The 23,876-nt window shown below is 52.0% G+C and carries 21 protein-coding genes; 14 read left to right on the top strand and 7 right to left on the bottom strand.

Annotation, left to right across the window (positions count from 1 at the left end):
- Positions 1-42: 42 nt before the first annotated feature.
- From fba to lysS, 12 genes are all read left to right on the top strand, one after another.
- A complete protein-coding gene (gene fba / locus ACRQU7_RS18185; protein ID WP_444642457.1) occupies positions 43-981 on the top strand; it encodes a class II fructose-1,6-bisphosphate aldolase in 939 nt (312 codons plus the stop codon).
- Between the two features lie 248 nt (positions 982-1,229).
- Positions 1,230-3,302, top strand: a complete 2,073-nt coding sequence (locus tag ACRQU7_RS18180) for an elongation factor G (RefSeq protein ID WP_038326078.1) — start codon at positions 1,230-1,232, stop codon at positions 3,300-3,302.
- A 93-nt stretch (positions 3,303-3,395) separates the two neighbouring features.
- Complete coding sequence (locus ACRQU7_RS18175) at positions 3,396-4,052, top strand: DUF4830 domain-containing protein (protein ID WP_444642454.1); 657 nt, start codon at positions 3,396-3,398, stop codon at positions 4,050-4,052.
- A gap of 83 nt (positions 4,053-4,135) precedes the next feature.
- On the top strand, positions 4,136-4,873 hold the full coding sequence (locus ACRQU7_RS18170; RefSeq protein WP_444642452.1) for a pseudouridine synthase: 738 nt from the start codon (positions 4,136-4,138) through the stop codon (positions 4,871-4,873).
- 239 nt (positions 4,874-5,112) lie between these two features.
- Positions 5,113-6,225: an ABC transporter ATP-binding protein gene (locus tag ACRQU7_RS18165; RefSeq protein WP_038326075.1), complete on the top strand. Its 1,113-nt coding sequence runs from the start codon at positions 5,113-5,115 to the stop codon at positions 6,223-6,225.
- A gap of 310 nt (positions 6,226-6,535) precedes the next feature.
- Positions 6,536-7,621 carry a PucR family transcriptional regulator gene (locus ACRQU7_RS18160; protein ID WP_038326074.1) on the top strand — a complete coding sequence of 362 codons (1,086 nt, stop codon included), beginning with the start codon at positions 6,536-6,538 and terminating at the stop codon, positions 7,619-7,621.
- Between the two features lie 221 nt (positions 7,622-7,842).
- The gene (gene ftsE / locus ACRQU7_RS18155) at positions 7,843-8,532 is read left to right on the top strand and encodes a cell division ATP-binding protein FtsE (RefSeq protein ID WP_038326073.1); all 690 of its coding nucleotides are present in this window, start codon (positions 7,843-7,845) and stop codon (positions 8,530-8,532) included.
- Positions 8,522-9,436 (top strand): permease-like cell division protein FtsX, encoded by a 915-nt coding sequence (gene ftsX / locus ACRQU7_RS18150; protein ID WP_038326072.1) that lies wholly within the window; start codon positions 8,522-8,524, stop codon positions 9,434-9,436. Before ftsE ends, ftsX begins: the two co-directional genes overlap by 11 nt.
- Positions 9,426-10,619 (top strand): murein hydrolase activator EnvC family protein, encoded by a 1,194-nt coding sequence (locus ACRQU7_RS18145; protein WP_141826605.1) that lies wholly within the window; start codon positions 9,426-9,428, stop codon positions 10,617-10,619. The genes ftsX and ACRQU7_RS18145 overlap by 11 nt, the downstream gene beginning before the upstream one ends.
- 39 nt (positions 10,620-10,658) lie before the next feature.
- Positions 10,659-11,963 (top strand): S41 family peptidase, encoded by a 1,305-nt coding sequence (locus tag ACRQU7_RS18140; protein ID WP_444642449.1) that lies wholly within the window; start codon positions 10,659-10,661, stop codon positions 11,961-11,963.
- Between the two features lie 264 nt (positions 11,964-12,227).
- Positions 12,228-12,713 carry a transcription elongation factor GreA gene (gene greA, locus ACRQU7_RS18135; protein ID WP_038326069.1) on the top strand — a complete coding sequence of 162 codons (486 nt, stop codon included), beginning with the start codon at positions 12,228-12,230 and terminating at the stop codon, positions 12,711-12,713.
- A gap of 43 nt (positions 12,714-12,756) precedes the next feature.
- Positions 12,757-14,268, top strand: coding sequence for a lysine--tRNA ligase (gene lysS / locus ACRQU7_RS18130; RefSeq protein ID WP_444642446.1), 1,512 nt, complete (start codon positions 12,757-12,759; stop codon positions 14,266-14,268).
- 149 nt (positions 14,269-14,417) lie between these two features.
- Here lysS and ACRQU7_RS18125 read toward each other — a convergent pair whose 3' ends face one another.
- From ACRQU7_RS18125 to ACRQU7_RS18095, 7 genes are all read right to left on the bottom strand, one after another.
- Positions 14,418-14,687, bottom strand: a complete 270-nt coding sequence (locus ACRQU7_RS18125; protein WP_444642444.1) for a DUF4368 domain-containing protein — start codon at positions 14,685-14,687, stop codon at positions 14,418-14,420.
- A gap of 357 nt (positions 14,688-15,044) precedes the next feature.
- Positions 15,045-15,995: a ketopantoate reductase family protein gene (locus tag ACRQU7_RS18120; RefSeq protein WP_444642442.1), complete on the bottom strand. Its 951-nt coding sequence runs from the start codon at positions 15,993-15,995 to the stop codon at positions 15,045-15,047.
- Between the two features lie 36 nt (positions 15,996-16,031).
- The gene (locus ACRQU7_RS18115; RefSeq protein ID WP_444642440.1) at positions 16,032-16,649 is read right to left on the bottom strand and encodes a TetR/AcrR family transcriptional regulator C-terminal domain-containing protein; all 618 of its coding nucleotides are present in this window, start codon (positions 16,647-16,649) and stop codon (positions 16,032-16,034) included.
- A 458-nt stretch (positions 16,650-17,107) separates the two neighbouring features.
- Positions 17,108-18,118 carry an ADP-ribosylglycohydrolase family protein gene (locus tag ACRQU7_RS18110; protein WP_444642438.1) on the bottom strand — a complete coding sequence of 337 codons (1,011 nt, stop codon included), beginning with the start codon at positions 18,116-18,118 and terminating at the stop codon, positions 17,108-17,110.
- Positions 18,119-20,044: a beta-glucoside-specific PTS transporter subunit IIABC gene (locus ACRQU7_RS18105; protein ID WP_444642436.1), complete on the bottom strand. Its 1,926-nt coding sequence runs from the start codon at positions 20,042-20,044 to the stop codon at positions 18,119-18,121.
- Positions 20,045-20,070: 26 nt separating this feature from the next.
- Complete coding sequence (licT, locus tag ACRQU7_RS18100) at positions 20,071-20,910, bottom strand: BglG family transcription antiterminator LicT (protein WP_444642434.1); 840 nt, start codon at positions 20,908-20,910, stop codon at positions 20,071-20,073.
- A 288-nt stretch (positions 20,911-21,198) separates the two neighbouring features.
- A complete protein-coding gene (locus ACRQU7_RS18095; RefSeq protein ID WP_444642432.1) occupies positions 21,199-21,819 on the bottom strand; it encodes a Crp/Fnr family transcriptional regulator in 621 nt (206 codons plus the stop codon).
- Positions 21,820-22,044: 225 nt separating this feature from the next.
- Between ACRQU7_RS18095 and leuC the strand changes: the two genes are divergently transcribed.
- Together leuC and leuD are read left to right on the top strand one after the other, a co-directional pair.
- On the top strand, positions 22,045-23,307 hold the full coding sequence (gene leuC, locus ACRQU7_RS18090; RefSeq protein ID WP_444642430.1) for a 3-isopropylmalate dehydratase large subunit: 1,263 nt from the start codon (positions 22,045-22,047) through the stop codon (positions 23,305-23,307).
- A 12-nt stretch (positions 23,308-23,319) separates the two neighbouring features.
- Complete coding sequence (gene leuD / locus ACRQU7_RS18085) at positions 23,320-23,802, top strand: 3-isopropylmalate dehydratase small subunit (RefSeq protein ID WP_444642428.1); 483 nt, start codon at positions 23,320-23,322, stop codon at positions 23,800-23,802.
- The last annotated feature ends 74 nt before the right edge of the window (positions 23,803-23,876 follow it).

Genomic DNA, 23,876 nt, shown 5'->3' with positions numbered 1-23,876 from the left:
TGGGATATAATAGTCTTATCATATCATTGGGAGGTAATTACCATGCCATTAGTCAATACAGTAGAAATGTTCAAAAAAGCATATGCCGGGGGATACGCCGTCGGCGCGTTCAACGTCAACAACATGGAAATTGTTCAGGGTATTACCGAGGCCTGCCAGGAACTGAAAGCACCGGTTATTCTTCAGGTTTCCGCGGGCGCGCGTAAATATGCGAACCACACCTATCTGACAAAGCTTGTCGAAGCAGCCGTAATCGAAAACCCCGATATTCCGATTGCCCTGCACCTTGACCACGGTTCTTCCTATGAGCTGTGCAAGGACTGCATTGACGGCGGATTTACCTCCGTAATGTACGACGGGTCCTCCAAGCCCTACGAGGAAAACGTGGAGGAAGCCCGTAAGGTAGCGGAATACGCGCACAAATACAACGTGACCGTCGAAGCCGAGCTGGGCAAGCTGGCCGGTGTGGAAGACGACGTAAAGGTCGAGGACGACAAGGCCCAGTTCACCGACCCGGACGAGGTGCAGGACTTTGTCAAGCGCACCGGAGTGGACTCCCTTGCGATCGCGATCGGGACAAGCCACGGCGCTTATAAGTTCAAGCCGGGCCAGAATCCGAAGCTCCGCCTGGATATCCTGCAGGAGGTCGCCGTCCGTCTGCCGGGCTTCCCGATTGTGCTGCACGGCGCTTCCTCCGTCATTCCCGAGTTCGTACAGCAGATCAACCAGTACGGCGGGCAGATGCCGGACGCCATCGGCATTCCGGAAGAAATGCTCCGCGAGGCCGCGAAGATGGCTGTCTGCAAGATCAACGTGGACTCCGACCTGCGCCTTGCCATGACGGCGAGCATCCGCAAATATTTCGCGGAAAATCCGAGCCATTTTGACCCGAGACAATACCTTGCTCCCGCACGCACGGCAATCAAGGACATGGTAGCGCATAAGATCACTACCGTTCTGGGCTGCGCGGGCAAAGCATAAAATAGTTCGTTTCCATGTAAAAAGGTCCGTCCGGTTTCCGGACGGGCTTTTTTACGTCTGCGGCCGAAAAACACCCGTTTTGGCTGTGCGCGGCGGCAAAGGGGCTTTCCGGGGCAGATTATTGCATGAAAAGCGGAAATTTTAGCAATTTGGGATTGTAATCATTGTAAAAACAAGCTATAATTATCGTAAATTTGGTTGCACAATTGTATGGTTGTAACAATCAATCCCTGAAAGGAGTATCTATAATGAAACAGTATCATGCAAAGAACATTCTCAACATTGCAATTGCGGGACACAGCGGCGCCGGGAAAACCAGCATCGCGGAGGCTATGCTGTATCTGTCCGGTGCTACCGACCGTTTTGGCAAGGTCGGCGAAGGAAGCACCGTCTGCGACTTTGACCCCGAAGAAATCAAGAGAAAAATCACCGTGACGACTGCGGTGGCCCCTTTGGAATGGAAAAATCATAAAATTAATCTGATAGATGCTCCGGGTCTTTTCGATTTTGAGGGCGGCATGTGCGAGGCGGTCCGCGCGGCGGATTCCGTCCTGGTTGCCGTCTCCGGAAAAAGCGGCGTGTCCGTGGGTACGGAAAAGGCGGTGGAAGCGGCGAATAAACGCGGCCTTGCGAAAATTTTCTTTGTCAACGGCCTTTGCGACGAAAGCGCGCGTTTCTATAAGGTGTTTGAAGATTTGAAGGCCAGCTTCGGCCCGTCCGTCTGCCCCGTTGTGGTTCCGTTTATTGAGGACGGCAAGGCGAACATATACATCAACATGCTGGAATACAAGGCTTATGATTACCAGAACGGCAAACCGGTGGAAGTGAAGATGCCGGACATGGGAACCAGGCTGGAAGGGCTGCGCACCGCAATTTACGAGGCGGTCGCGGAGACCAGCGACGAAATGTTTGAAAAATATTTTTCCGGCGAGCAGTTTACGCCGGAGGAAGTGATCGTAGGCGTCAGCAAGGGTGTGAAATCCGGCGCGATCAGCCCCGTGTTCTGCGGGGACGCGCTGCTGATGCGGGGAATGGAGCAGTTTTTGGACGGCCTGACCTGGCTGGCTCCCTGTGCGGAGGAGAAAAGCGGGGAAATCGGCTCGGATGTGGACGGCAACCCGGTGGAGCTTTCGGTCAATGACGACGCTGCCGCCGCCGCGATCGTGTTCAAGACCATCGCCGACCCGTTTATCGGCAAGCTGTCCTACCTGAAGGTGATTTCCGGGAAAGTGGGGACGGATTCCCAGCTGATCAATATGCGCACGGGAAATGTGGAGCGCATCGGCAAAACGGTCATGATGCGCGGCAAGAAGCAGGAGGACGCTCCCTATATCGGCGCCGGCGATATAGGCGCGGTACTGAAGCTGCAGGGCGTCAGCACGGGCGACACGCTCTGTTCTCCGGCAAGAAAGGTCACTCTGGAAGGGATCACTTACCCGAACGCCACGCTTTCCATGGCGGTGGTGCCGAAGAATAAGGGCGAAGAGGATAAGGTCGCACAGGGCATTTTCCGCCTGGTGGACGAAGATCCCACCATTCAATTTACAACCAACGCGGAAACGCATCAGATGGTGCTGTCCGGTATGGGCGAGCAGCATCTCGATATTATCATTTCCAAGTTAAGAAATAAATTCGGCGTGGAGGTCACGCTGCAGAAGCCGCGCGTGCCTTACCGCGAAACCATCCGCAAGAAGGTGCAGGTGCAGGGCCGGTACAAGAAGCAGACCGGCGGACACGGGCAGTTCGGCGATATCTGGGTCGAATTTGAGCCCTGTGACAGCGAGGGCCTCGAGTTCGGCGAGCGCGTCGTGGGCGGCGCGGTGCCGAAGAACTTCTTCCCCGCGGTGGAAAAGGGTTTGCGCGAGTCCATTGGAAAAGGGCCGCTCGCCGGATACCCGGTGGTCGGGCTGAGGGCGACGCTGTACGACGGCTCGTACCATCCGGTGGATTCCTCCGAAATGTCCTTCAAAATGGCGGCGAACCTCGCTTACAAAGCGGGTATGCCGATTGCGAACCCCGTGCTGCTGGAGCCGATCGGTACGCTGAAATGCACGGTGCCGGACGCCAACATGGGCGATGTCATGGGCGAGGTCAACAAGCGCCGCGGCCGTGTGCTGGGGATGAACCCGGCGGAGAACGGCAGGCAGGTCGTGGAGGCCGAGGTGCCGATGGCGGAGATGCACGATTTTACCACCTTCGTGCGCCAGTCCACCCAGGGCAGAGGGTCGTTCACCTTTGATTTCTGCCGTTATGAGGAGGCCCCGCCGCAGGTGGCCCAGAAGGTGATTGAGGAAGCGAAAGCCGCGGAAGCGCAAGAATAAAAGACGAATGCAAACAGCCGCCGGAAACGGGGGCTGTTTTTGCATTTTTTTCCGTCCTCCCGCATATTTATCTTTATACAAGGGGGCGGGAATATGTTTATTTTTTCGATTAAAGCCGGCAGAAAAAAGATATTGATCGGGCTGGCGGCAGTTTTACTGGTGGTGACCGCGGCGATCGTTGTGACGAAGCTGTTCCATTCCGGACCGGTTGCTTCGGCCGACGGGAAGAAGTATACCCTTACCGCGGGTTCAAACGACCAGCGCGTTTCCTTTTTGAAACAGTTTGGCTGGCAGGTAAACACCGAACCGATTGAAGTGAAGGACGTGATGATTCCGGCACAGTTCGACGACGTCTATCTCCAATATAACAATATCCAGAAAGAACAGGGGCTTGACCTGACCCCATACGCGGGGAAAACCTGCAAGCAGTGGATCTATGCGGTCACAAACTATCCGCAGACAACCGACGTGCGGGCCACTCTGCTTGTTTACGACAACAGGGTGATCGGGGGCGACCTGAGCACCGTCCAGCTTGACGGCTTTATGGCGGGTTTCTCCGGGGAGAAGAGCAGCAACGATTACGGGGAGCCAATCCAGGAGAATCCGAACGCGGCTTCCGCTGATCCGAACGCGGCCTCGGCGGACCCCAATGCCGCTTCTGCGGCGCCCAACGCGGCTTCCGCCAGCCCGAACGACGCTGCCGCCGCCGCTGCTTCTGAAATTCCGGCAAACGCCTGGCCTACGGACTGAACGGGCGGGGGCAAAGTGCGCATTGACCGGCGCGCCGGAATCGTTTAAACTAAAGGGACAGTGAAAACACGGGGGATGAGCAAATGAGCATGGAACGGCTCGACAAAATACTGGCTTCGCAGAATCTGGGCAGCCGCAGGGACGCCGGGGCGATGATTCGCCGCGGCGTTGTTGCGGTGAACGGCAGCGTGGTCAGAAAAGCCGACTACAAGGTGGACACGCAGTCCGACGAGGTGACGGTGAACGGGGAGCCCCTGAATTTCCGGGAGTTCCTTTATCTGATGATGAACAAGCCCGCCGGGGTGCTCTCCGCTTCCCGGGATACGCGCGCGCGGACCGTGGTGGACCTGCTGCCGCCGGAGCAGAGGCGGCGCGGGCTCTTCCCCGCGGGGCGGCTGGACAGGGACACGGAGGGCCTGCTCATCATTACCGACGACGGGGCGTTCGCCCACCGGATGCTCGCGCCGAAAAGCCATGTGTACAAGCTTTATGAGGCGGTTCTGGCCCGCCCGGTCGGCCCGGAGGACATCGCCGCGTTTGAAAACGGGGTGGAGCTGAAAGACAGGACGTGCCTGCCGGCGCGGCTGGAGGTCCTGGAGGACGGGGAGCATCCGCTTGTCCGCGTACAGATCCGCGAAGGGAAATTTCACCAGGTGAAGCGGATGTTTCTGGCGCGCGGCAACGAGGTGCTGAAGCTGAAGCGGGTACAGATCGGCGGTCTGAAGCTGGATGAAAAGCTGGCCCCGGGAGCCGTGCGGGAGCTGGACAAGCAGGAGAGATCCGCCATTTTCAGCCAATCTTCGCTATCCAATATACACTAAATTCGGGACCTGTTTTTGTGTTTTATCAGATTTCCATAATTCTAAAACGCAAAGTTTGGATAAAAAACGGCTGTTAATCCCCGGTCGCATCTGTTATCATGAATTCACGAAATGAGAAACGGTTTGATTTTACAGCGTGCCGTTGTTCCCCCAAGTGCGGATTGGGTTTCTTTCCCAATGGAAATGGAAACGCTGTGGGAGCCGTTGAGACGAACAGTATGAGATTCAGGAGGATAATTATGGCAAACGTTACATTAAAGCATATTTACAAGGTTTACGAAGGAGGCGTGACCGCGGTTACGGATTTCAATCTGGAAATCGCCGACAAGGAATTCATTATTCTGGTCGGTCCGTCCGGCTGCGGAAAGTCCACCACCCTACGGATGATCGCGGGACTGGAGGAGATCAGCAAGGGCGAGCTGTTTATCGGGGAGACGCTTGCGAACGATATTGCGCCGAAGGACCGCGACATCGCAATGGTGTTCCAGAACTACGCGCTCTATCCCCATATGACGGTTTTTGACAACATGGCTTTCGGCCTGAAGATCCGCAAGGTGGCAAAGGAAGAAATCAAGCGCCGCGTGGAAGAGGCCGCCAAGATTCTGGATATCTCCCATCTGCTCGACAGAAAGCCGAAGGCTCTGTCCGGCGGCCAGCGCCAGCGTGTCGCGCTCGGACGCGCCATTGTCCGCGACCCGAAGGTTTTCCTTCTGGACGAACCTCTTTCCAATCTGGACGCCAAGCTGCGCGCGCAGATGAGGACCGAAATTTCCAAGCTGCACAAAAGGCTGGGCACCACCTTCATTTATGTAACGCACGATCAGACCGAGGCCATGACCATGGGCGACCGCATCGTGGTGATGAAGGACGGCTTTATCCAGCAGGTCGATACGCCGCAGAACCTGTACGATTACCCGGTAAACGAGTTTGTGGCCGGCTTTATGGGTTCCCCGCAGATGAACTTTATCGACGCGGAGGTCGAAAACAGGGACGGCCGCTTCTTCCTGAAATTCGGCAAGTACAGCGTTGCCGTTCCCGAAGGAAAGGACAAGGACGGCGTGCTGAAGGATTATGTGGGCAAGACGGTTGTGTTCGGCATCCGTCCGGAAGACGTGCACGACGAGCCGGACTTTCTTGCAAAGGCGACGGAAGGCATTGTAAAGGCCGGGGTGGAGGTAACCGAGCTGATGGGCGCGGAAACCTATCTGTACCTGAGCTGCGAGAACAGCGACATTACGGCCAGAGTGGAGCCGACCTCCACCGCCAAGACGGGAGACACCATTGAGATCGCCTTTAACCTCCAGAAAATGCATCTGTTCGATAAAGATACGGAAAAGACGATTCTGAACTGATGGGAGCATCCCTTCTGTGAAGAGGCAAAACCCTTCCGCAAAATTGTAAAATAAGTTTTACGACATTCTTGGGGCCGTGTGAACACGGCCCTTATTTTTTATTGAGAAAAATAAAAACGGTTTTTTCCCGACAGAGAAGCGATAAACAGGCAAAAAAGGGGATTTTATTGTCAAATTTCTCCTTAAAATGATATTTTTTTATTTTATGTTCAATACATAGTTGAAAAATGCATTGAATTTATGTAAAATGTATGTAGCATACTATAATATTTCAGCAGATTACACAAGTTATATAAAGTGAGGGAGAGCTATGTCAAATAGATTATTTCAGGGAGTTATCCACCAAATGCGCGACGCAATCGACCGTACGATCGGTGTGATCGATGAGACCTCGGTTATCATAGCTTGCAGTGAGCTTGGCCGTATCGGCGAAGTGAACGACAGCATTACCGCCGAGGTTCTGGCGACGCCGGGAACTTTTGTGGTCAACGGCTATACTTTTAAGTCGTTCGGCAGCCGCCCAAGACCGGAATACGCCGTTTTTGTTTCCGGCAGCGATCCGGAGGCCGGCCGCTACGCTTCCCTGCTGGCTGTTTCACTGAGCAGCATCAAGCAGTATTACGATGAAAAATACGACCGCAGCAACTTTATCAAGAATGTGATTCTGGATAATATTCTGCCCGGCGATATCTATTTGAAAGCCCGGGAGCTCCGCTTTAACGCTGATGTGAACCGCGTATGTATGCTGATTAAAATTACGAACAAGTCCGATATTTCGGCTTACGATGTGGTACAGAATCTTTTCCCGGATAAAAACAAGGACTTTATCATTAATATTAACGAAAACGATATCGCGCTGGTCAAGGAAATCCGTGCCGGCATTGAGCCGAAGGATCTGGAAAAACTGGCGAGTTCCATTGTGGACACCCTTTCCAGCGAGTTCTACACCCACTGTGTGGTCGGAATCGGCACCACGGTGACCGGAATCAAGGATCTGGCCCGCTCCTTCAAGGAAGCCCAGGTCGCGTTGGAGGTCGGCAAGGTGTTCGACACGGAGAAGCCGATCGTCAGCTATGACAACCTCGGGATTGCCCGCCTGATTTACCAGCTGCCGACGACGCTGTGCGACATGTTCCTGAAAGAAGTCTTCAAGCGCGGCTCGATCGAATCGCTGGACCACGAGACCCTGTTCACCATCCAGCGCTTCTTTGAAAATAACCTGAACGTTTCCGAAACCTCCCGCAAGCTGTTTGTCCACCGGAATACGCTGGTTTACAGGCTGGAAAAGATCAAGAAGATCACCGGTCTGGATTTGCGTGAGTTTGAAGACGCCATTGTTTTCAAGGTCGCTCTGATGGTCAAGAAGTATCTTTCTTCCAACCCAGTTAAATTCTGACAGGGAAATGAAAAAAGAAATCAAAAATATTACAGATTTATTACAAATTAATTCTATAAAGGAATAATAAATCAGCTGCCCATTGGTATTATGTAAACATGCCAATGGGTTTTGGTTTTTTTGGTTTTTTATGGTGGATTTTGTGGGAAATGAATCCTTATCCTGACCTTTTATTTACGCAATGAAAGATCAGTATGAATGAATTTAATGGAGCGATTACATTGATAGAATTTCAGAATGTAAGCAAAACATATTCCAATGGGACAAAAGCGCTCAAAGATGTGAACCTGAAAGTGGACAAGGGCGAATTTGTCTTTATTGTCGGCTCTTCCGGCGCGGGGAAAAGCACCTTCCTCAAGCTGATTATGTGTGAGGAAAAAGCCAGCGAGGGCGAAATTACCGTCAACGGCAGAAGGCTTTCCACGCTGAGAAAGCGGGACGTGCCGTATATGCGCCGGACGATGGGGATCGTCTTTCAGGATTTCCGGCTGATCGACAATATGACGGTGTTCGACAATGTGGCGTTCGCCATGCACATCGTAGGGGCGACCAACAGGGAAATCCACAAGCGGGTCCCGTACATCCTGAGCCTTGTCGACCTTCAGAACAAGGCGATGTGCCATCCGGCGGAGCTTTCCGGCGGGGAGCAGCAGAGAGTGGGCCTTGCGCGGGCGCTGATCAACAACCCCAAGCTGATTATTGCGGACGAGCCTACGGGCAACATTGACCCCGCTCTTTCCTTTGAAATCGTGGATTTGCTCAACGAAATCAATCGCCGCGGCACCACCATCCTGATGGTGACGCACGAACATTCTCTCGTCAAGCACTTCCACCGCAGAGTGGTGGAAATCCACGGCGGAAGCATCGTGGCGGACACCGCTTTGCAGAAGGAGGCGCGCCATGAGGATTAACGGACTGGGGTACCTGATGAAAGAGGGTATCAAAAATATCTGGAACAACCGCACCATGAGCTTTGCGTCTGTCGGCGTGCTGATTTCATGCCTGCTGCTGACGGGCGCGGCGGTGCTTTTTTCCTATAATATCGATTCCGCGATGAAAACGCTGGAGGGCAACAATTCCGTCAGGGTCTATATGACGCAGGACCTACCTACGCTTTCCGCCATCAAGGTCGGGGAGGAAATCAAAAAGCTCGACAATATCGAAGCCTGTGAATTCGTGCCGAAGGACGACGCCATCCAGCAGTATATGGATATTCTGGGCGATAAGGACGGCACCATGCTGCAGGGCATGACCGGGAAGGAAAACCCTCTGCCGGACGCTTTCAAGGTTTCGTTCAAGGACCTTTCCAAGTATAAGGAAACCGCGGCGCAGATCCAGAAGATTTCCGGTGTCGCGAGCATCAACGATTATTCGGATGTGGCGCAGAAGCTGACGAATCTGGACCGCATGATCACCATGGTGGGCTTCTGGATCATCCTGCTGCTCAGCCTGGTTTCGCTGTTCATTATTTCCAATACCATCCGGGTCACCATGTTTTCGCGGCGGGTGGAGATCAGCATTATGAAGTCCGTCGGCGCGACGAACTGGTTCATACGCGTCCCGTTTATCGTGGAGGGCATGATCATCGGAATCCTTTCGGGGCTGATTTCCAGCCTGATCCTGCTTTTGCTCTACGATAAAATGATTACCTCCATTACATCCATTATGATGTTTTCTCCCGTTGACATACAGCCCCTCGCGTGGAGCATTACCTTGGCGTTTATTCTGGCCGGAATGCTGTTCGGCGCGGTCGGCGGAGTGATTTCCATCAGCAAATATCTGAAAAAGGAAGGAGGGGAGATCGTTGGCTGGTAAAAAATGGGTCAAAGGATTGCTCGCCGTCGTTCTGGCGCTGGCGATGATTTTTACTCCTCAGGTCGCCATGCCGGCGTCCGCCGCCAAAAGCCTGAGCCAGCTGCAAAAGGAGCAGGCCGATCTGAAGAAAAAGCAGGCGGAGGTTGCCGCCAAGCTGAAAACGCTGAAAGCAGATAAGGCCCAGAAGCAGCAGTATAAAGCGGCGCTGGACACGCAGGTAAGCACCGTGCAGAGCCAGATCGACGTTTTGAATCAGCAGATCAATACTCTGGATTCGGACATTTCCCAAAAGGAATCGCAGATCGCCGATAAGCAGAAAAATATCGACGCAAACTACGAACAGCTCAAACAAAGGCTGCGCGCACTCTATCTGACGGGCGAGGCGTCCAACCTTGAAATTATCCTAAGCGCCAAAAGCGTGGTGGATCTTGCGGATAAAACAGAGGCGATTCAGGCCATTACCACGCATGACACCAATTTGATCAATACGCTGAAGTCCGATATGGACAGCATTAAGGCGCAGAAATCGGAGATTGAGACCAACCGCAAAAGCGTTGCCGAAGCGAGGGTGGCGCTGGACACAAAGCAGGGCGAGCTCACTTCGCTGGTCAATGAAACAAAGGCGGTCATTGCGGAGATTTCCCAGAACGAATCGAGCGCCAATCAGGAGAACGCGAAGCTGGCCGAGCAGCGCAAGAAAGCGGATGCCGCAATCGACCAGTGGTATAAGGATTATTACGCTTCCCAGAAAGGAACCGGCGGCAGCGGCGGCTACGTGAGCAAGGGCAACTTTGGCTGGCCTCTGCCGGGCGTTACCAATATTACCAGCGGCTACGGCTACCGGTGGGGCAGCCTGCACAAGGGAATCGACATTTCCTCCGCGGGCGTTTACGGCAAGCCGATTGTCGCGGCCGATTCGGGCAAGGTGATGATGGCGGGCTGGGGCAATTACGGAACCGGCTACGGCGGGTACGGCAACGTGGTGGCGATCGACCACGGCGGAGGGTACTCCACCCTGTACGGCCATTGCAGCAGCGTGGCGGTCAGCAAAGGACAGACGGTGAAAAAGGGACAGGTAATCGCCTATGTCGGCAACACCGGAGATTCGCAGGGGGCGCATCTTCATTTTGAAATCCGTGTGAACGGTGTGGCAAAGAATCCGCTGAACTGGTTCAGCAAATAGGCGGAAGGAAAATCCAGAATAAGGAATGATTGATTCGATATGAGCAGAAAGCTGACCTGGGGCGCGGCGGTTGCCCTTGTTGCCGTTACGGCCTCCATTACGGTTTCCCTCACCTACGTTTACGCGATGAAAAACTTCAACACCAAGGTCGCGGATGTCAACGCTCGCCAGGCGATGTATACCAAGCTGAGCGAGATCGACCAGAAGGCAAGGCAGGACTATATCGGCGCGGTGGACGAAACCGCTTTGAACGACGGCATCTGCGCCGGATACGTGGCCGGGTTGGGGGATTCACAGGCAAAATATTTGTCGGCGGAGAAATATAAGGCGTATGTCAGCGGAAACAGTGGAAAGAATATCGGCGTGGGCATCAAGACGGCCCGCGACAACGACGGCAACATGGAAGTCATTGAAGTAATGCCGAATTCCCCCGCCGAAAAAAGCGGAATCAAAAAGGGCGACACCATTGTCAGCATGGATGATAAGGAAATCGTACGCATCACCTACGGCGATGCGCTCAACAAGCTGGACGGCGTTTCCGGTTCCAAGGTAAAGTTCGGCATCCTGCGCAGGACGGAGGACGCCGGAGCTTCCAGCGGGACGGAAACGAAAACGGAAAAGCTCAGCATTACCGTGACCCGTGCGGAGTACACCGAGCGGACGATCACCTCCTCCATGATCAACGGCAACGTGGCCTATCTGAAAATCAGCGAATTTACCGATAACAACGCGGAGCAGTTCAATACGCTGCTCGCCCAGCGCATCAAGGAAGGCGCGGCGGGCATTGTCGTCGACCTCAGAAGCAATTCCGGCGGAAGCGTCGGCGGGATGGCCGCCATGCTGGACACGCTCTTGCCCGCGGGCAATACGGTCAGCTACAGGAACAAGGCCGGAAAGGTTACCGTGGAGTACACCTCCAACGCAAACGAGGTCAGCCTGCCCATTTCGGTGATTGTCGACCGGAACACCTTTGGCGCGGCGGAAATTTTCGCGTCCGATATCAAGGACTATAAAAAGGGACTGCTGGTCGGGGAAAAGACGGCGGGCTTCGGCACAAAGGATGAAGTGATGCCGCTTTCCGACGGGTCGGCCATTATCCTTTCCGTGGCAAATTACCTGACTCTGAACGGCAATGTCTTTAACGGCAAGGGGATTGACGCGGATGTCAGCAAAGAGCTTACCGACGCCCAGCGCGAGCTGCTGGCGAAGAATCAGCTGGCGGGCGATCAGGACGCGCAGCTGCAGGCCGCGGTTTCCGCGCTGATCCGGCAGGGAGCGAATGTTTCCCAGGCCCCCGGCGCCGCTGCGGAGGTACCGGCGGAAAGCGGAGCCGCGACGGACTGAACCGGTCTTGGGGATATGCGTTTGCATATCCCTGTTTTTTCTGGAAAATCCGCCCGCCGGGGCGGATTTTATTGACAGAACGGTACGGCATCACTATAATGTATTTATTATAGAAAAATATAGCAATCCTGTTTACAGTGACAGGTGGAAGGGTGTTCCTCCCCCGCCGAAAGCGGAGGAGGAACACGGAATTATTCTGCCATTGTAAGGGAAAACGCTGTAGAAAAAGTGCAAGAAATTGCATTGAAAAGGTGGTTATTATATATGGTTAAACAGGTAATTTTGACAAAAGAAGGTCTTGAAAAGCTTGAAAACGAGCTGGAAGAGCTGAAAAGCGTCAAACGCAAGGAAGTGGCGGAGAAAATCAAGATCGCTCTTTCCTTCGGCGACTTGTCTGAAAACAGCGAATATGACGAGGCGAAAAACGATCAGGCGATCGTGGAAGCCCGTATTGCGGATATTGAGGTCATGCTGAAAAACGTCAAGGTAATCGACGAAGACGAGCTCAGCAATGAGAATATCCATATCGGCTCCAAGGTAGAGGTAAGGGTGACAAACCCCTCGACCGGAAACAGCAGCGTCGCCAACTATAAAATTGTCGGCTCCAACGAAGCCGACCCGGTGAACGGAAGCATTTCCGACGAATCGCTGGTCGGAAAATCCCTTTTGAGCCACGGCATCGGCGATAAAATTGAAGTTGAGGTTCCCGCCGGAACGATGGAATACGAGGTTCTCACCATCTCCAAATAACGTTTTTCAGCGGGAGTGAATTTATGATTTAGGAGAGTTACAAATGAGCGAAACAATCAATGAGACGAAGGAAACCTGCCAGCCGGAGCAGGATGTCAGCGAACTGCTGCAGATACGCAGGGATAAGCTGACGGCGCTTCAGCAGGCCGGCAGGGACCCGTTTGCCATTACGGTCTGCCCGCGGGATACGACCGCGCAGGAAATCCGCCAGTCCTTTGAAAAGCTGGAAAACAGCGACGTATGCATCGCCGGCCGCGTTATGAGCTGGCGCGACATGGGCAAGGCGAGTTTTCTGGATATCCACGACCGTACTGGCAGGATACAGGTTTACCTGAAAATCGACCAGGTGGGCGAGGAAAGCTATAACGACCTGAAAAGCTACTGGGATCTGGGCGACATTGTCAGCGTAAAGGGATATGTTTTCAAAACCCGCAGGGGAGAAATTTCCGTTCACGCCAAAGAAATAAAGCTGCTCTCCAAATCGCTGCTGCCCATGCCGGAAAAATTCCACGGGCTGAAGGACACCGACCTGCGCTACCGCCAGCGCTACCTTGACCTGATCGTCAACCCGGAGGTAAAGGATACCTTTATCAAGCGCAGTGAAGTCATAAGGACCATCCGTAACTTTCTGGATGAGAAATCCTATATCGAGGTGGAAACGCCCGTGCTCAGCAATATTGCGGGCGGCGCTACCGCACGGCCGTTTATTACGCATCACAATACGCTTGACATCGATATGTACTTAAGGATCGCGACGGAGCTGCACCTGAAAAGGCTGATCGTCGGCGGGATGGAGCGCGTCTACGAAATCGGCCGCATTTTCCGCAACGAGGGAATGGATGTCAAACACAACCCGGAATTCACCACCATCGAGCTTTACGAAGCGTACACGGATTACCGCGGGATGATGGAAATTACCGAGAATATGATCCACGAGTGCGCCGTGAAGGCGTGCGGGTCCGATCAGATCACCTATCAGGGCGAGGACGTCAGTCTGGCCCTGCCGTTCAAGCGCCTGTCCATGAACGACGCGATCAAGGAATACGCGGGAATTGACTTCCTCTCCTTCAAGGGCGACACCGAAAAGGCGAAAGCAGTCGCAAAGGAGCTGGGGCTTGTAACCAAGAGCACCGACAAATGGGGCGATATCATGTCGCTGGCGTTTGAGGAAAAGGTGGAAGAGCATCTCCTGCAGCCGACCTTTATCTACGATTATCCGGTGGAGGTCTCTCCGCTGACCAAGCGCAAGCAGGACTGCCCGGAACTGGTGGAGCGGTTTGAGCTGTTCATTACCCGCCGCGAGCTGGCGAACGCCTACTCCGAGCTGAACGACCCGATCGACCAGCGCGGACGTTTTATGCACCAGATGGAGCTGCGCGCCGCGGGCGACGAAGAAGCCAATATGATCGACGAGGATTTCCTGACCGCTCTGGAGTACGGCATGCCGCCGACCGGCGGCATGGGCATGGGTATCGACCGGCTGGTCATGCTCCTGACCGACAGCGCGTCCATCCGCGACGTGCTTCTGTTCCCCACCATGAAGCCGAAAGACTAATCAGAATCTTTACAAAAAAACAGGCAGCCCTTATAGCCCCGTGTCAATAAGGATGTTTTCAGTTTTTAAGATTTGCCGTAGGATATCAAGTCCTACGGTTTTTCTCTTGCCTACACTTTGCCTACAAAGTTGAAATAGACATCAACCTGCTAGGTATCGTTTTTCTTCCTCCATGGCTCGAAACGCTGATTCACCACTATCTTCTCGACAAACTCCCACACGATTTCGGGTGTCCGCTTCTGAATATCGGTGTACCTGTCCATAATAGCCAGAAAACGGTCGGCATTCAGCATGGTGCCTTTCCCCGAACTGATTGCCTGTTCCAGCTTGCCAAAACGCTGGGTAAGCTCTCGTCGTTCCGTTTCGTAGTTTCCAGACAATGCTTTAAACTGTATCTCAGACAAGTTTTCCAGTGCCATTCGCACTTTTTTGCCTCTGTGGAGCAGGAAAACTATCTGTGCACCGCAAGGGGCGAGGACGAATGTCCGACAGATAGGACGCTTGCCACACCCTTTGGGCGTGAATCCGTCTCCGTTGTCTGAGGCTCTTCCCAAAAAGAGAAGAGAGTAAGAGTGCAAAATACCCTATATAGGCAGTTTTCCATTCTTACCCGCAAATGGACGCAAAAATAGCTCAGTGCGAAAAATTACACAGAGCTATTTGGTCAAAATGCTATTCTGCAAATGAACATATTATCCCCTTGGAACCGGCTGTTTCTTTTTAAAAATATGGTTTTATAGTGCATAGGCCTGTGAAATTGCAAAGCATGAGTACCATCATAAAAACATAAATTTTTGCATTTGCTTGTAGCATGCCATAGACAGATGAAATGATTCGCCCGTATTAAGAACATCATAAAACATTTGTTTCATTTCATCCAGTGAATGAGAAATATGACCTTGAATCATTAACTGTGTTTCTTCTGTGCTATACATTTTTAATAATGCTGGAAGCAGAATCCACATTGGTAAATAATATAGTGCTTGAGGGTATATTTTCCACGCATGTATTTTTAATGTGGCGCATACTTTAAAACCTTCGCGAATTACTTTTACTGAGTGTCTGATATATTGAATATCCGAAACGTAGTTTACACTAGTACCCGCTTCCATGACACCTGCGACCAGTCCATTTGCCTCAGCATAATGGGTATAAAGCCATGCAAGAATATCCTTGCTTACTTTAGGATTTAAATTAGCTTGTTGTATCAGTTTTTCGATTCTTATTACCTGCTCTGTTTTACTTCCGTCTTTTTTTCCTATCATAGTCGGTGCAGCTTTATTGCCGAAAATAGTACATGTAATAATATTTCCTTTTTTTCCACCACCCATAATATGAGCCTGCCCATATATAATTCTAGAATCAGGAAGGTAGCTTTCAATAAGCCCTATGTGCTTTACCCATAAGTTTTGTAGAAAAAGAACATCTATATGTTTTTCCGTCTGAGCTATTATTGGTAAAATGGATTCAAGTTGATTTGCCTTGACTGGGACAATAATCAAATCATATATATCATTTATTTGTTCGGTCACTTCAGGCTGGTATAATGTTTCTACGACAGTTTTGTCAGCTTTTCTGGCATCAAGGCAGCGAATTAAAAATCCTTCTTTATCAATATGTTCTTTTTGCCCTTTCCGAACAAAATGTGTAATCACATTTCCGGATTCATACAACTGCCATCCATATATACACCCAATTACACCTGTTCCTATTATTAATATTCTCAAAACTATTTTGCTCCCTTCTCTGTTATATTTATACTTTTATAAACTATCAAGTATTAAATTAAGCCCATACATAAACTCTTCGTCAATATTTCTTTGTGAAAGGTTTTGGAATGCATTCAAAAGATTAGGAAGTGTTTTCAAATTTTCCTCGTCTTGATAAAATTGTTTTTCATTCGATTTTTTATTTTCTTGCTGGCTAGTTAGGCTCATTCCTGCATGTCCAATGATATAGGCAACTATAATATGCATAAGCGAAAAAGCACATAATCCTGCCTTATTTATCCCATTTAAAATAGAAAGAATTTTTTCCGCTTGTTCTAATCCTTTTGCTGTAACAGGTGAATGTGTAGATATGATCGGAATGACGTTAGGGTGGCGAAGCAAAGTGGCATGAAAAGAACATGCAATACGTCTCAAATCTTTTTTCCAATCTGATGTAGGTTCTGGGATTAAGACTTCCTGCAAAATTATTTCTACAACACCGTTCAATAGGTCTTCTTTGTTTTTTATATGATTATACAAAGACATCGCTTTCACGTTTAAATGTTTCGCAAGGGTTCGCATGCTAAGGGCTTCAATACCAGACTCATCTAAAATAGTAAGTGCTGTTTTTAAAATAATTTCGCGATTCAGGGCAGTATGGTTAGGCCTCAATATACATCACCTCATTTTAATAAGATCGGCAAAACTTACACTGTAAGCTTTGCCGATCTTATTGTATACCTAATTATGATTTTGTCAATACAAGAAATAAATTACTATAAATTTTCTAAAAAAGATTTTATGGTTTACACTTAAACAAAGAGAAGGATTATCTATTTTAATAAAAAAATATGCAGTACAATTCATCTGCAATTTCTTGCGTCAATCCGCATAAACGAGTACGTTCCAAGGTATTCCCCAAGTTGTCAAGCTTGGCTTTTCAGTCAATTTCAATATTTGGATACAATAATCCATCAATCTCTGTGTATTCAAAGCTATAAAACAAATCCTCCAATAAAGATTATTTACAATTCATCGGTAATTGTTCGGCTGCGAGCTGAACAATTATGATTTTCGTAAACATCCTTATTGGAGGATTGTTATCGGGGCCGCCTGTTTTTTTGTACTCTTTATGCGTAGGGAGAAAAGGGATGCAGCCGGCTGCTGAGCCGGTCAAAGTCAAGGTGATTCACGTTCTCCAGCTCACGGACCAGGGAATCGGGAAAGTCCGGGTTCATTCCTCCGCAGATCGCCGTGGAGATGGCCCCGATGGTATCCGTATCCCCGCCGAGCGACGCGCTGATTTTCGCGGAGGCCAGGGGGTCCCCTTCGGACAGCTCTATCACGGCGAGAACGGACGGAATGGTCTCGATGGTTTCCACCCCGGTGCCGACGACGTCATAGAGTCTTTTCATCGCCTCCGCCGCGGTGCGGTTTTGAATCAGCTGTTTTGCCAGCTTCATTCTTTCCGTGAGAGAAGCCGACGGGATCTGGAACCCGCTCGGTTTTGCCCGTACGGAAATCTCCTCCGCCAGCTCCCACATTGCAGGAATGTCGTTTCCTCCTGAAACGGCATAGCTGACCATTGCCGCGACAACGCTGGCGCCCTGAATGGCGATGGAGGTGTTGTGGGAGGGCTTGCAGATCGCGCTTACGCTGCCGATCAGGGCGTCGGGTCGGCGGTAGTCCGAAAGAATTCCCACAGGGCTTATTTTCATTGCGGCGCCGTTTGTGGTGCCGAGCTTTCCGGTTACCTCCACGGATACGCCCCGCTCGATCGCCTCCAGAGCCTTTAAGGTGCTGGGGCCGCATACGAGGGCGGCCACCTCCGATTCGTTTTTCCACGCGATGAGCCTTTTAAGATAGCTTTCCGTATTGATCGTGCCGTGATTTTCCGCGAGCATGTCCGCAATCATGACGGTATTGATGGTATCGTCTGTAATTTCTCCGGCAGACATGCTCCTGCCGAAAAAGTCATCCGGCTGGGAAGGAAGAAGACCGCCGACCCCCTGAGGGAATCGGGAAAGGATGTGCTCCTGCGTCCAGAACTCCGTGGGCATTCCCATGGCATCCCCGTAGGCCCCGCCGATCAGAACGCCCCTGATTCTGGAATAGAGCGCCGTGTTTTTTTCAGTTTTCATTTAAGCCTCCGCCAATTTTCCGGCGTTTTCCTTTTTATTGGGCAGCACCCGGATCAGCTGCTCCAGATAATCGACGCTTTCACTGGTGGTTTCTACAATATCGAAATAGTCGTCGCTGTTTGTGACGAGCACGGGGGTAATCAGGCTGTAGCCTTCCTTCGTGATGGCGTCAATATCAAATTCCACCAATACGTCGCCCTTTTTAACCCTGCTGCCCTGCTTTGTACGGATCGTAAAATATTTGCCGTTCAGCCGGACGGTGTCGATTCCCACGTGAATTAAAATCTCGCATCCGTCGTCGCTGGTAATGCCGAGCGCGTGGCCCGTTGAAAACAGGTTGGAAACGATTCCGTCGCACGGGGCGACCAGTTTTCCCTCCGACGGCGAAATCGCGATTCCTTTTCCCAGAACGCCTTTTGAAAAGGACGCATCCTGCACGTTCTCCAGCTTGACGGTTTTCCCTTTCAGAGGGGAATGAATCAGAAGATTGGCCGTTCCGTCGCCGCCGGACGCCGAAACCGCGCCGGGGTTTTGCTCGTTAAAGGTGAAGAAGGTCAGCAGGAAGGAAACAACCATGGAAATGAGGGTGGCGATAATGGCAATATAGAATCCGCCCATATCGCCGTTCGGATTAATAAACGCAACGGTGCCCAGCACGCCGACGCTTACCGCGTACATCTTCGCGCCGAACAGGGAAATAATCACGGCGCCTACGGTCGCACCGGCAATGCTGAAGGCAAAACGCTTTTTGACCGGCAGGGTGATTCCGTAAATCGCAGGTTCAATAATGCAGAAGCAGCCTGAAATCATGGCGGGAACGCAGATGTTTTTGATCTTTTTGTCTCTGGTTTTGCAGTACACCGCCAGAACGACCGCCGTCTGCGTAAAGGAAGCGGTGAAGATCATCGGGATAATGTAGTCGGAGCCCACTGCCCCCATATTGGTGATGCCGATCGTAATCAGGGGCCAGTGCAGCCCCAGAATGACCAGCGGCTGATAGACAATGCCCACGACAATCGAGGTGATAACGGGGGACAGGTTGTTCAGGTAAGTAATGACGGCCGTTATCAGCAGGGAGAGAAAGTTGGCGATGGGTCCGACGGCAAGGATCGTCAGGGGGACGCAGACCGCTATTGTCAGAAAGGGGACGATCGTAAAGGCGACGATGTCGGGAATGTGATTTTTCAGGAATTTTTCAAATTTAGAGGTGAAATACATGGAAATGATGATGGGCACGACCGTGGAGGTATAACCCGTCGTCGGAAATATAACCGGGATCCCGAAAAACGTTTTATAAACGGGCGTACTGAAAATGGTTCCGGCAAACAGAGTAAACAACGGGTCGCCTGACGTCAGGTTTGCCAATATGGTCGGAAAGACCAGACAGGCGCCGATCGCCATACCGACAAATCCGTCCATCTTGAATGCCTTCGCGGCGGTATAGCCCAGGAAAATGGGGAAGAAGTTAAACAGGGCGTTTCCCATCACGTTCAGAATGATGTACGCGCCGTCGGTGGTTTGTAAGACACCGCAGGCCACCAGCAGGGCCAGCACGCCCTGAATCAGGCCGGAGGCCATCAGAACCCCCAGAACAGGGGTGATCGATTTTGTAATAACCTGAATAATTCTGTTCAGAAGGGAATCGCTCTTTTCCGCCGTTTGGGAATCGTCGCTTTTCAGTCCCAGAAAAGAGGACAGTTCTGCGTGGATCTCCCCCACCATTGTTCCGACCACCACCTGATATTCTCCGCCGGCTTTCTGCGCGGTGGCGATTTTGCTGTTGGAAGCGATGTTCGCTTCATTGATCAGCGAGTAATCCTTCAGATGGAACCTTAATCTCGTCATACAGTGGCTTACAGAAAGAATATTGTCTTTTCCGCCGACATTTTCGACAATGAACGATACCAGATCGCTGTATTTTGCCATTTTGCTCTCTCCTTTTTATGGTTGATTTATGTGCTGCTCATAGAGCGCTCAATGTGAATGGATAAATATATTTTTTCCTCGTCCGTGACCGACAGCCCGCATTCCGTTTCCAGATAATCCTCGATTTTGAGGACGCATCCGTAGGCCATGGAATACTTCTCCTTGACCATTGCAAACAACTCGTTGTCCATGGATTCATCGCTGTAGGTTTTGTTCGCCAGAGTCCTTTGGACAAAAAACCGCAGGTGGGTAATAAAGCGGTGGTAGGAAAGGGAAGTGACATCGAAGTCCCGCGCATAGGTATACTTCACAATGTTTGTCAGGTCCTTCATGATCTGTGTGACGCGGTACATATCGTCGTCCGCGTCCTTCTGGTCCGCATTGACAATGTGCAGGGCAATGAAGCCCGCCTCGTCGTCGGGCAGCCGGATGCCGTACTGTTCCTCGATCAGATTCAGAGCCGTCAGGCCGAACCGATATTCCTCCGGATAAAATCTCTGAATATCCCAGAGCAGGGAATTCCGGATATTCACGCCCTCTTTGAACCGCTTAATGGAAAAGCTGATGTGATCCGCCAGGGAGATATAAATTGCGTCACTGATCTTTTTCCCAAGCTGAAGCCGCGCCTCGTTGACAATGCGTTCTGCCAGCTTCAGCTGATCCAGCGGTAGCTTCATAATCAGCTCCTCAAGCCTTGCTGCCTGCGTTTTGTCCTGCAGGTAAAATATTTTTTCGACTTTGCCGGTTTCGACGGTCGCACCGACTTTTTTGCCGAAGCAGACGCCTCTGCCCATAATAATTTTTTCGATGCCGTCCTCTTCTTTTACAATTGCGAAATTGTTGTTCAGAATTTTCACAATTTCCACGTTTTCACCCCCTCTTTGTAAAAACAAAAAAACCTATCATCCGTCCTGAACGGATGATAGGTTTAGCTTGTTTCATGAAACAACAATTACTACCCTGTGACCTTATTATAATAAAAAATTCATAATTGTCAATGACTATTTGACAAAAAAAGCGTTTGCTTCCAAATATTTGACAACAGATTGCCGATTTTTTGTCCGGAAATAAGAAATTTGCGAGGTCCCCTGAAAGGTGTCCGGTTGCAGGAAGCAGGCATAGGGCATGTCGTATTTTCCCCGTTTACGCGGCGGTCATTCTTCAATAAAGCCTTTCAGCCCCGCTTCATCCAGAATCTGCACCTCCCGGTAGCGGGCGGCGGTCCAGCCCCTTTGGGCGAACCGGGTCAGGATGCGGCTGACGGTCACGCGCGACACGCCCGCGAGCCCGGCGAGATCGTCGTGGGTGGCGGAAACGGTTCCGCTTTTTTCCAGGCTGAGCAGCAGCCGCGCAAGCCGCTGGTCGGCCTGCAGAAAGGTCATGGAATTGACCTGGGCGGAAAGCATGCGGATGGTCTGCGACAGGTAGGTCAGCAGGTACATGGCGAGCTGCGGCTCCCGGCGGATACAGTCCATCAGGCTTTGCCGGGTGACCGTGATGATCTCGGATTTTACCAGCGTTTTGGCGCTGGAAACTCGTGGCATTCCGTCGAAAAAGGCCGCTTCGCCGAAGATGCTTCCCGGCTCCAGAACGGTGAGGGTTTTTTCCATGCCGTTTTCCGAGCTGAGGAAAATTTTTACCTTTCCGTGCTTTAAATAATAAAATTCACCGGCGGGGGCTTCCTGCCAGTAAATCATACGGTCTTTCCCGTAGCTACGGGGCGTGTGGGATTTTTCCAGCACGCTCCCTATATTTTTTTGCGGAAAAAGCTCCATTTTCATCCCTCCGGTTTCTCCTTTTGCGTCGATTCTCTGCTGCAAATCGAATCGGTGGTTCTCCCTGTCCCGGACGGGGGGAGAGCCGATAATATTTCTATAATTGTATCACATGTTACATTCTTTTTTCAAGTTTCCTGCCATAATACGATTAATGACACGGCCGCTGGCCGCCGTCCGATGCGGGAACGGTGGAAGGCGGACGGATGATAGGAGGATATCACGATGGGAATGACGATGACGCAGAAGATTCTGGCTGCGCACGCCGGGCTGGAGCATGTGGAGGCCGGGCAGCTGATCGAGGCGAGGCTGGACCTGGTGCTCGGCAACGACATCACCTCGCCGGTGGCCATCAACGAGTTTGAAAAATGCGGGGCTTCGTCGGTTTTTGATCAGGATAAAATCGCGTTGGTGCTGGACCATTTTACGCCGAACAAGGACATCAAGGCGGCGGAGCAGTGCCGTCAAGTGCGCGGCTTTGCGGAAAAATACAGCATTACCAATTTTTTCGACGTGGGGCAGATGGGTATTGAACACGCGCTGCTGCCGGAAAAGGGGCTGGTCGGCCCGGGCGACTGCGTGATCGGTGCGGACTCCCACACCTGCACCTACGGCGCGCTCGGCGCGTTTTCCACAGGCGTCGGTTCCACCGACATGGCGGCGGGCATGATTTCCGGAAAGACATGGTTCAAGGTTCCTTCCGCCATCCGGATTGTGCTGAAAAACAAACCCGCCAAATGGGTCAGCGGTAAGGACGTGATTCTGCACCTGATCGGAATGATCGGGGTGGACGGCGCGCTGTACCGCTCGCTGGAATTCACCGGCGAAGGGGTGAAGGCGCTTTCGATGGACGACCGTCTCAGCATTGCGAACATGGCGATCGAGGCCGGGGCCAAGAACGGCATCTTCCCGGTGGACGAAGTGACGCTTGCCTACGAAAAGGACCGCTTCCAGCGGGAACCGGTGGTCTACGCGGCGGACGAAGACGCCGTTTACGACGAGACCTATGAAATCGACCTGTCGCAGCTCAGGCCGACGGTTGCGTTCCCGCATCTGCCGGAAAACACCAGAGTCATCGACGACGTGGGGGAAATCAGGATCGACCAGAGCGTGATCGGCTCCTGCACCAACGGGCGGATCGAGGACCTGCGCATCGCGGCCTCCATCCTGAAAGGCAGGAAGGTGGCCAGGCACGTGCGGTGCATTGTCCTGCCGGGAACACAGGCCATTTACCTGCAGGCCCTGCGCGAAGGACTGGCGGAAATTTTTGTGGAGGCCGGCGCCGTGTTCAGCACGCCGACCTGCGGTCCCTGCCTCGGCGGGCATATGGGGATATTGGGCAAAGGGGAGCGCGCGGTTTCCACGACGAACCGCAATTTTGTGGGCCGCATGGGACATGTGGAATCGGAGGTATATCTTGCCAGCCCGGCCGTTGCCGCGGCGAGCGCCGTGGCGGGATATATTGCCGACCCGGATAAACTGGACTGAGGAGGGCTTGAAATGAACGCACACGGATTTGTACACAAATACGGAGACAATGTCGACACGGACGTGATTATTCCCGCGAGATACCTGAACACCGCCTCCCACACGGAGCTGGCGTCGCACTGCATGGAGGATATCGATCGGGATTTTGTAAAGAATGTAAAAAAAGGCGACATCATTGTCGCGGCGAAAAATTTTGGCTGCGGTTCGTCGCGTGAACACGCGCCGATCGCGATTCAGGCCAGCGGGGTGTCCTGCGTGATCGCGTCCACCTTTGCCCGTATTTTTTACCGCAACGCCATCAACATCGGGCTGCCGATTCTGGAATGCGCAGAGGCCGCCGAGGATATCCGGGCGGGCGACGAGGTGGAGGTCGATTTCGACACCGGCGTGATTAAAAACCTGTCCAGCGGGAAAAGCTATAAGGCTCAGCCGTTTCCGCCTTTTATTCAGAATATCATCGCAAAGGGCGGATTGTTAAACAGCATCATGAAATAACGGGCCATGCGGCTCTGTTGCCATGAACTTTGAAGGGGGCGCTGCGGCGTTCCCTTTTTTTATGACGGAAACCC

This window comes from Caproiciproducens puteiluti, from assembly GCF_052442865.1.
Classification (GTDB): domain Bacteria; phylum Bacillota; class Clostridia; order Oscillospirales; family Acutalibacteraceae; genus Caproiciproducens.
The sequence above is the reverse complement of the archived record's forward strand: the minus strand, read 5'-3'. Positions and strand labels throughout refer to the sequence as shown.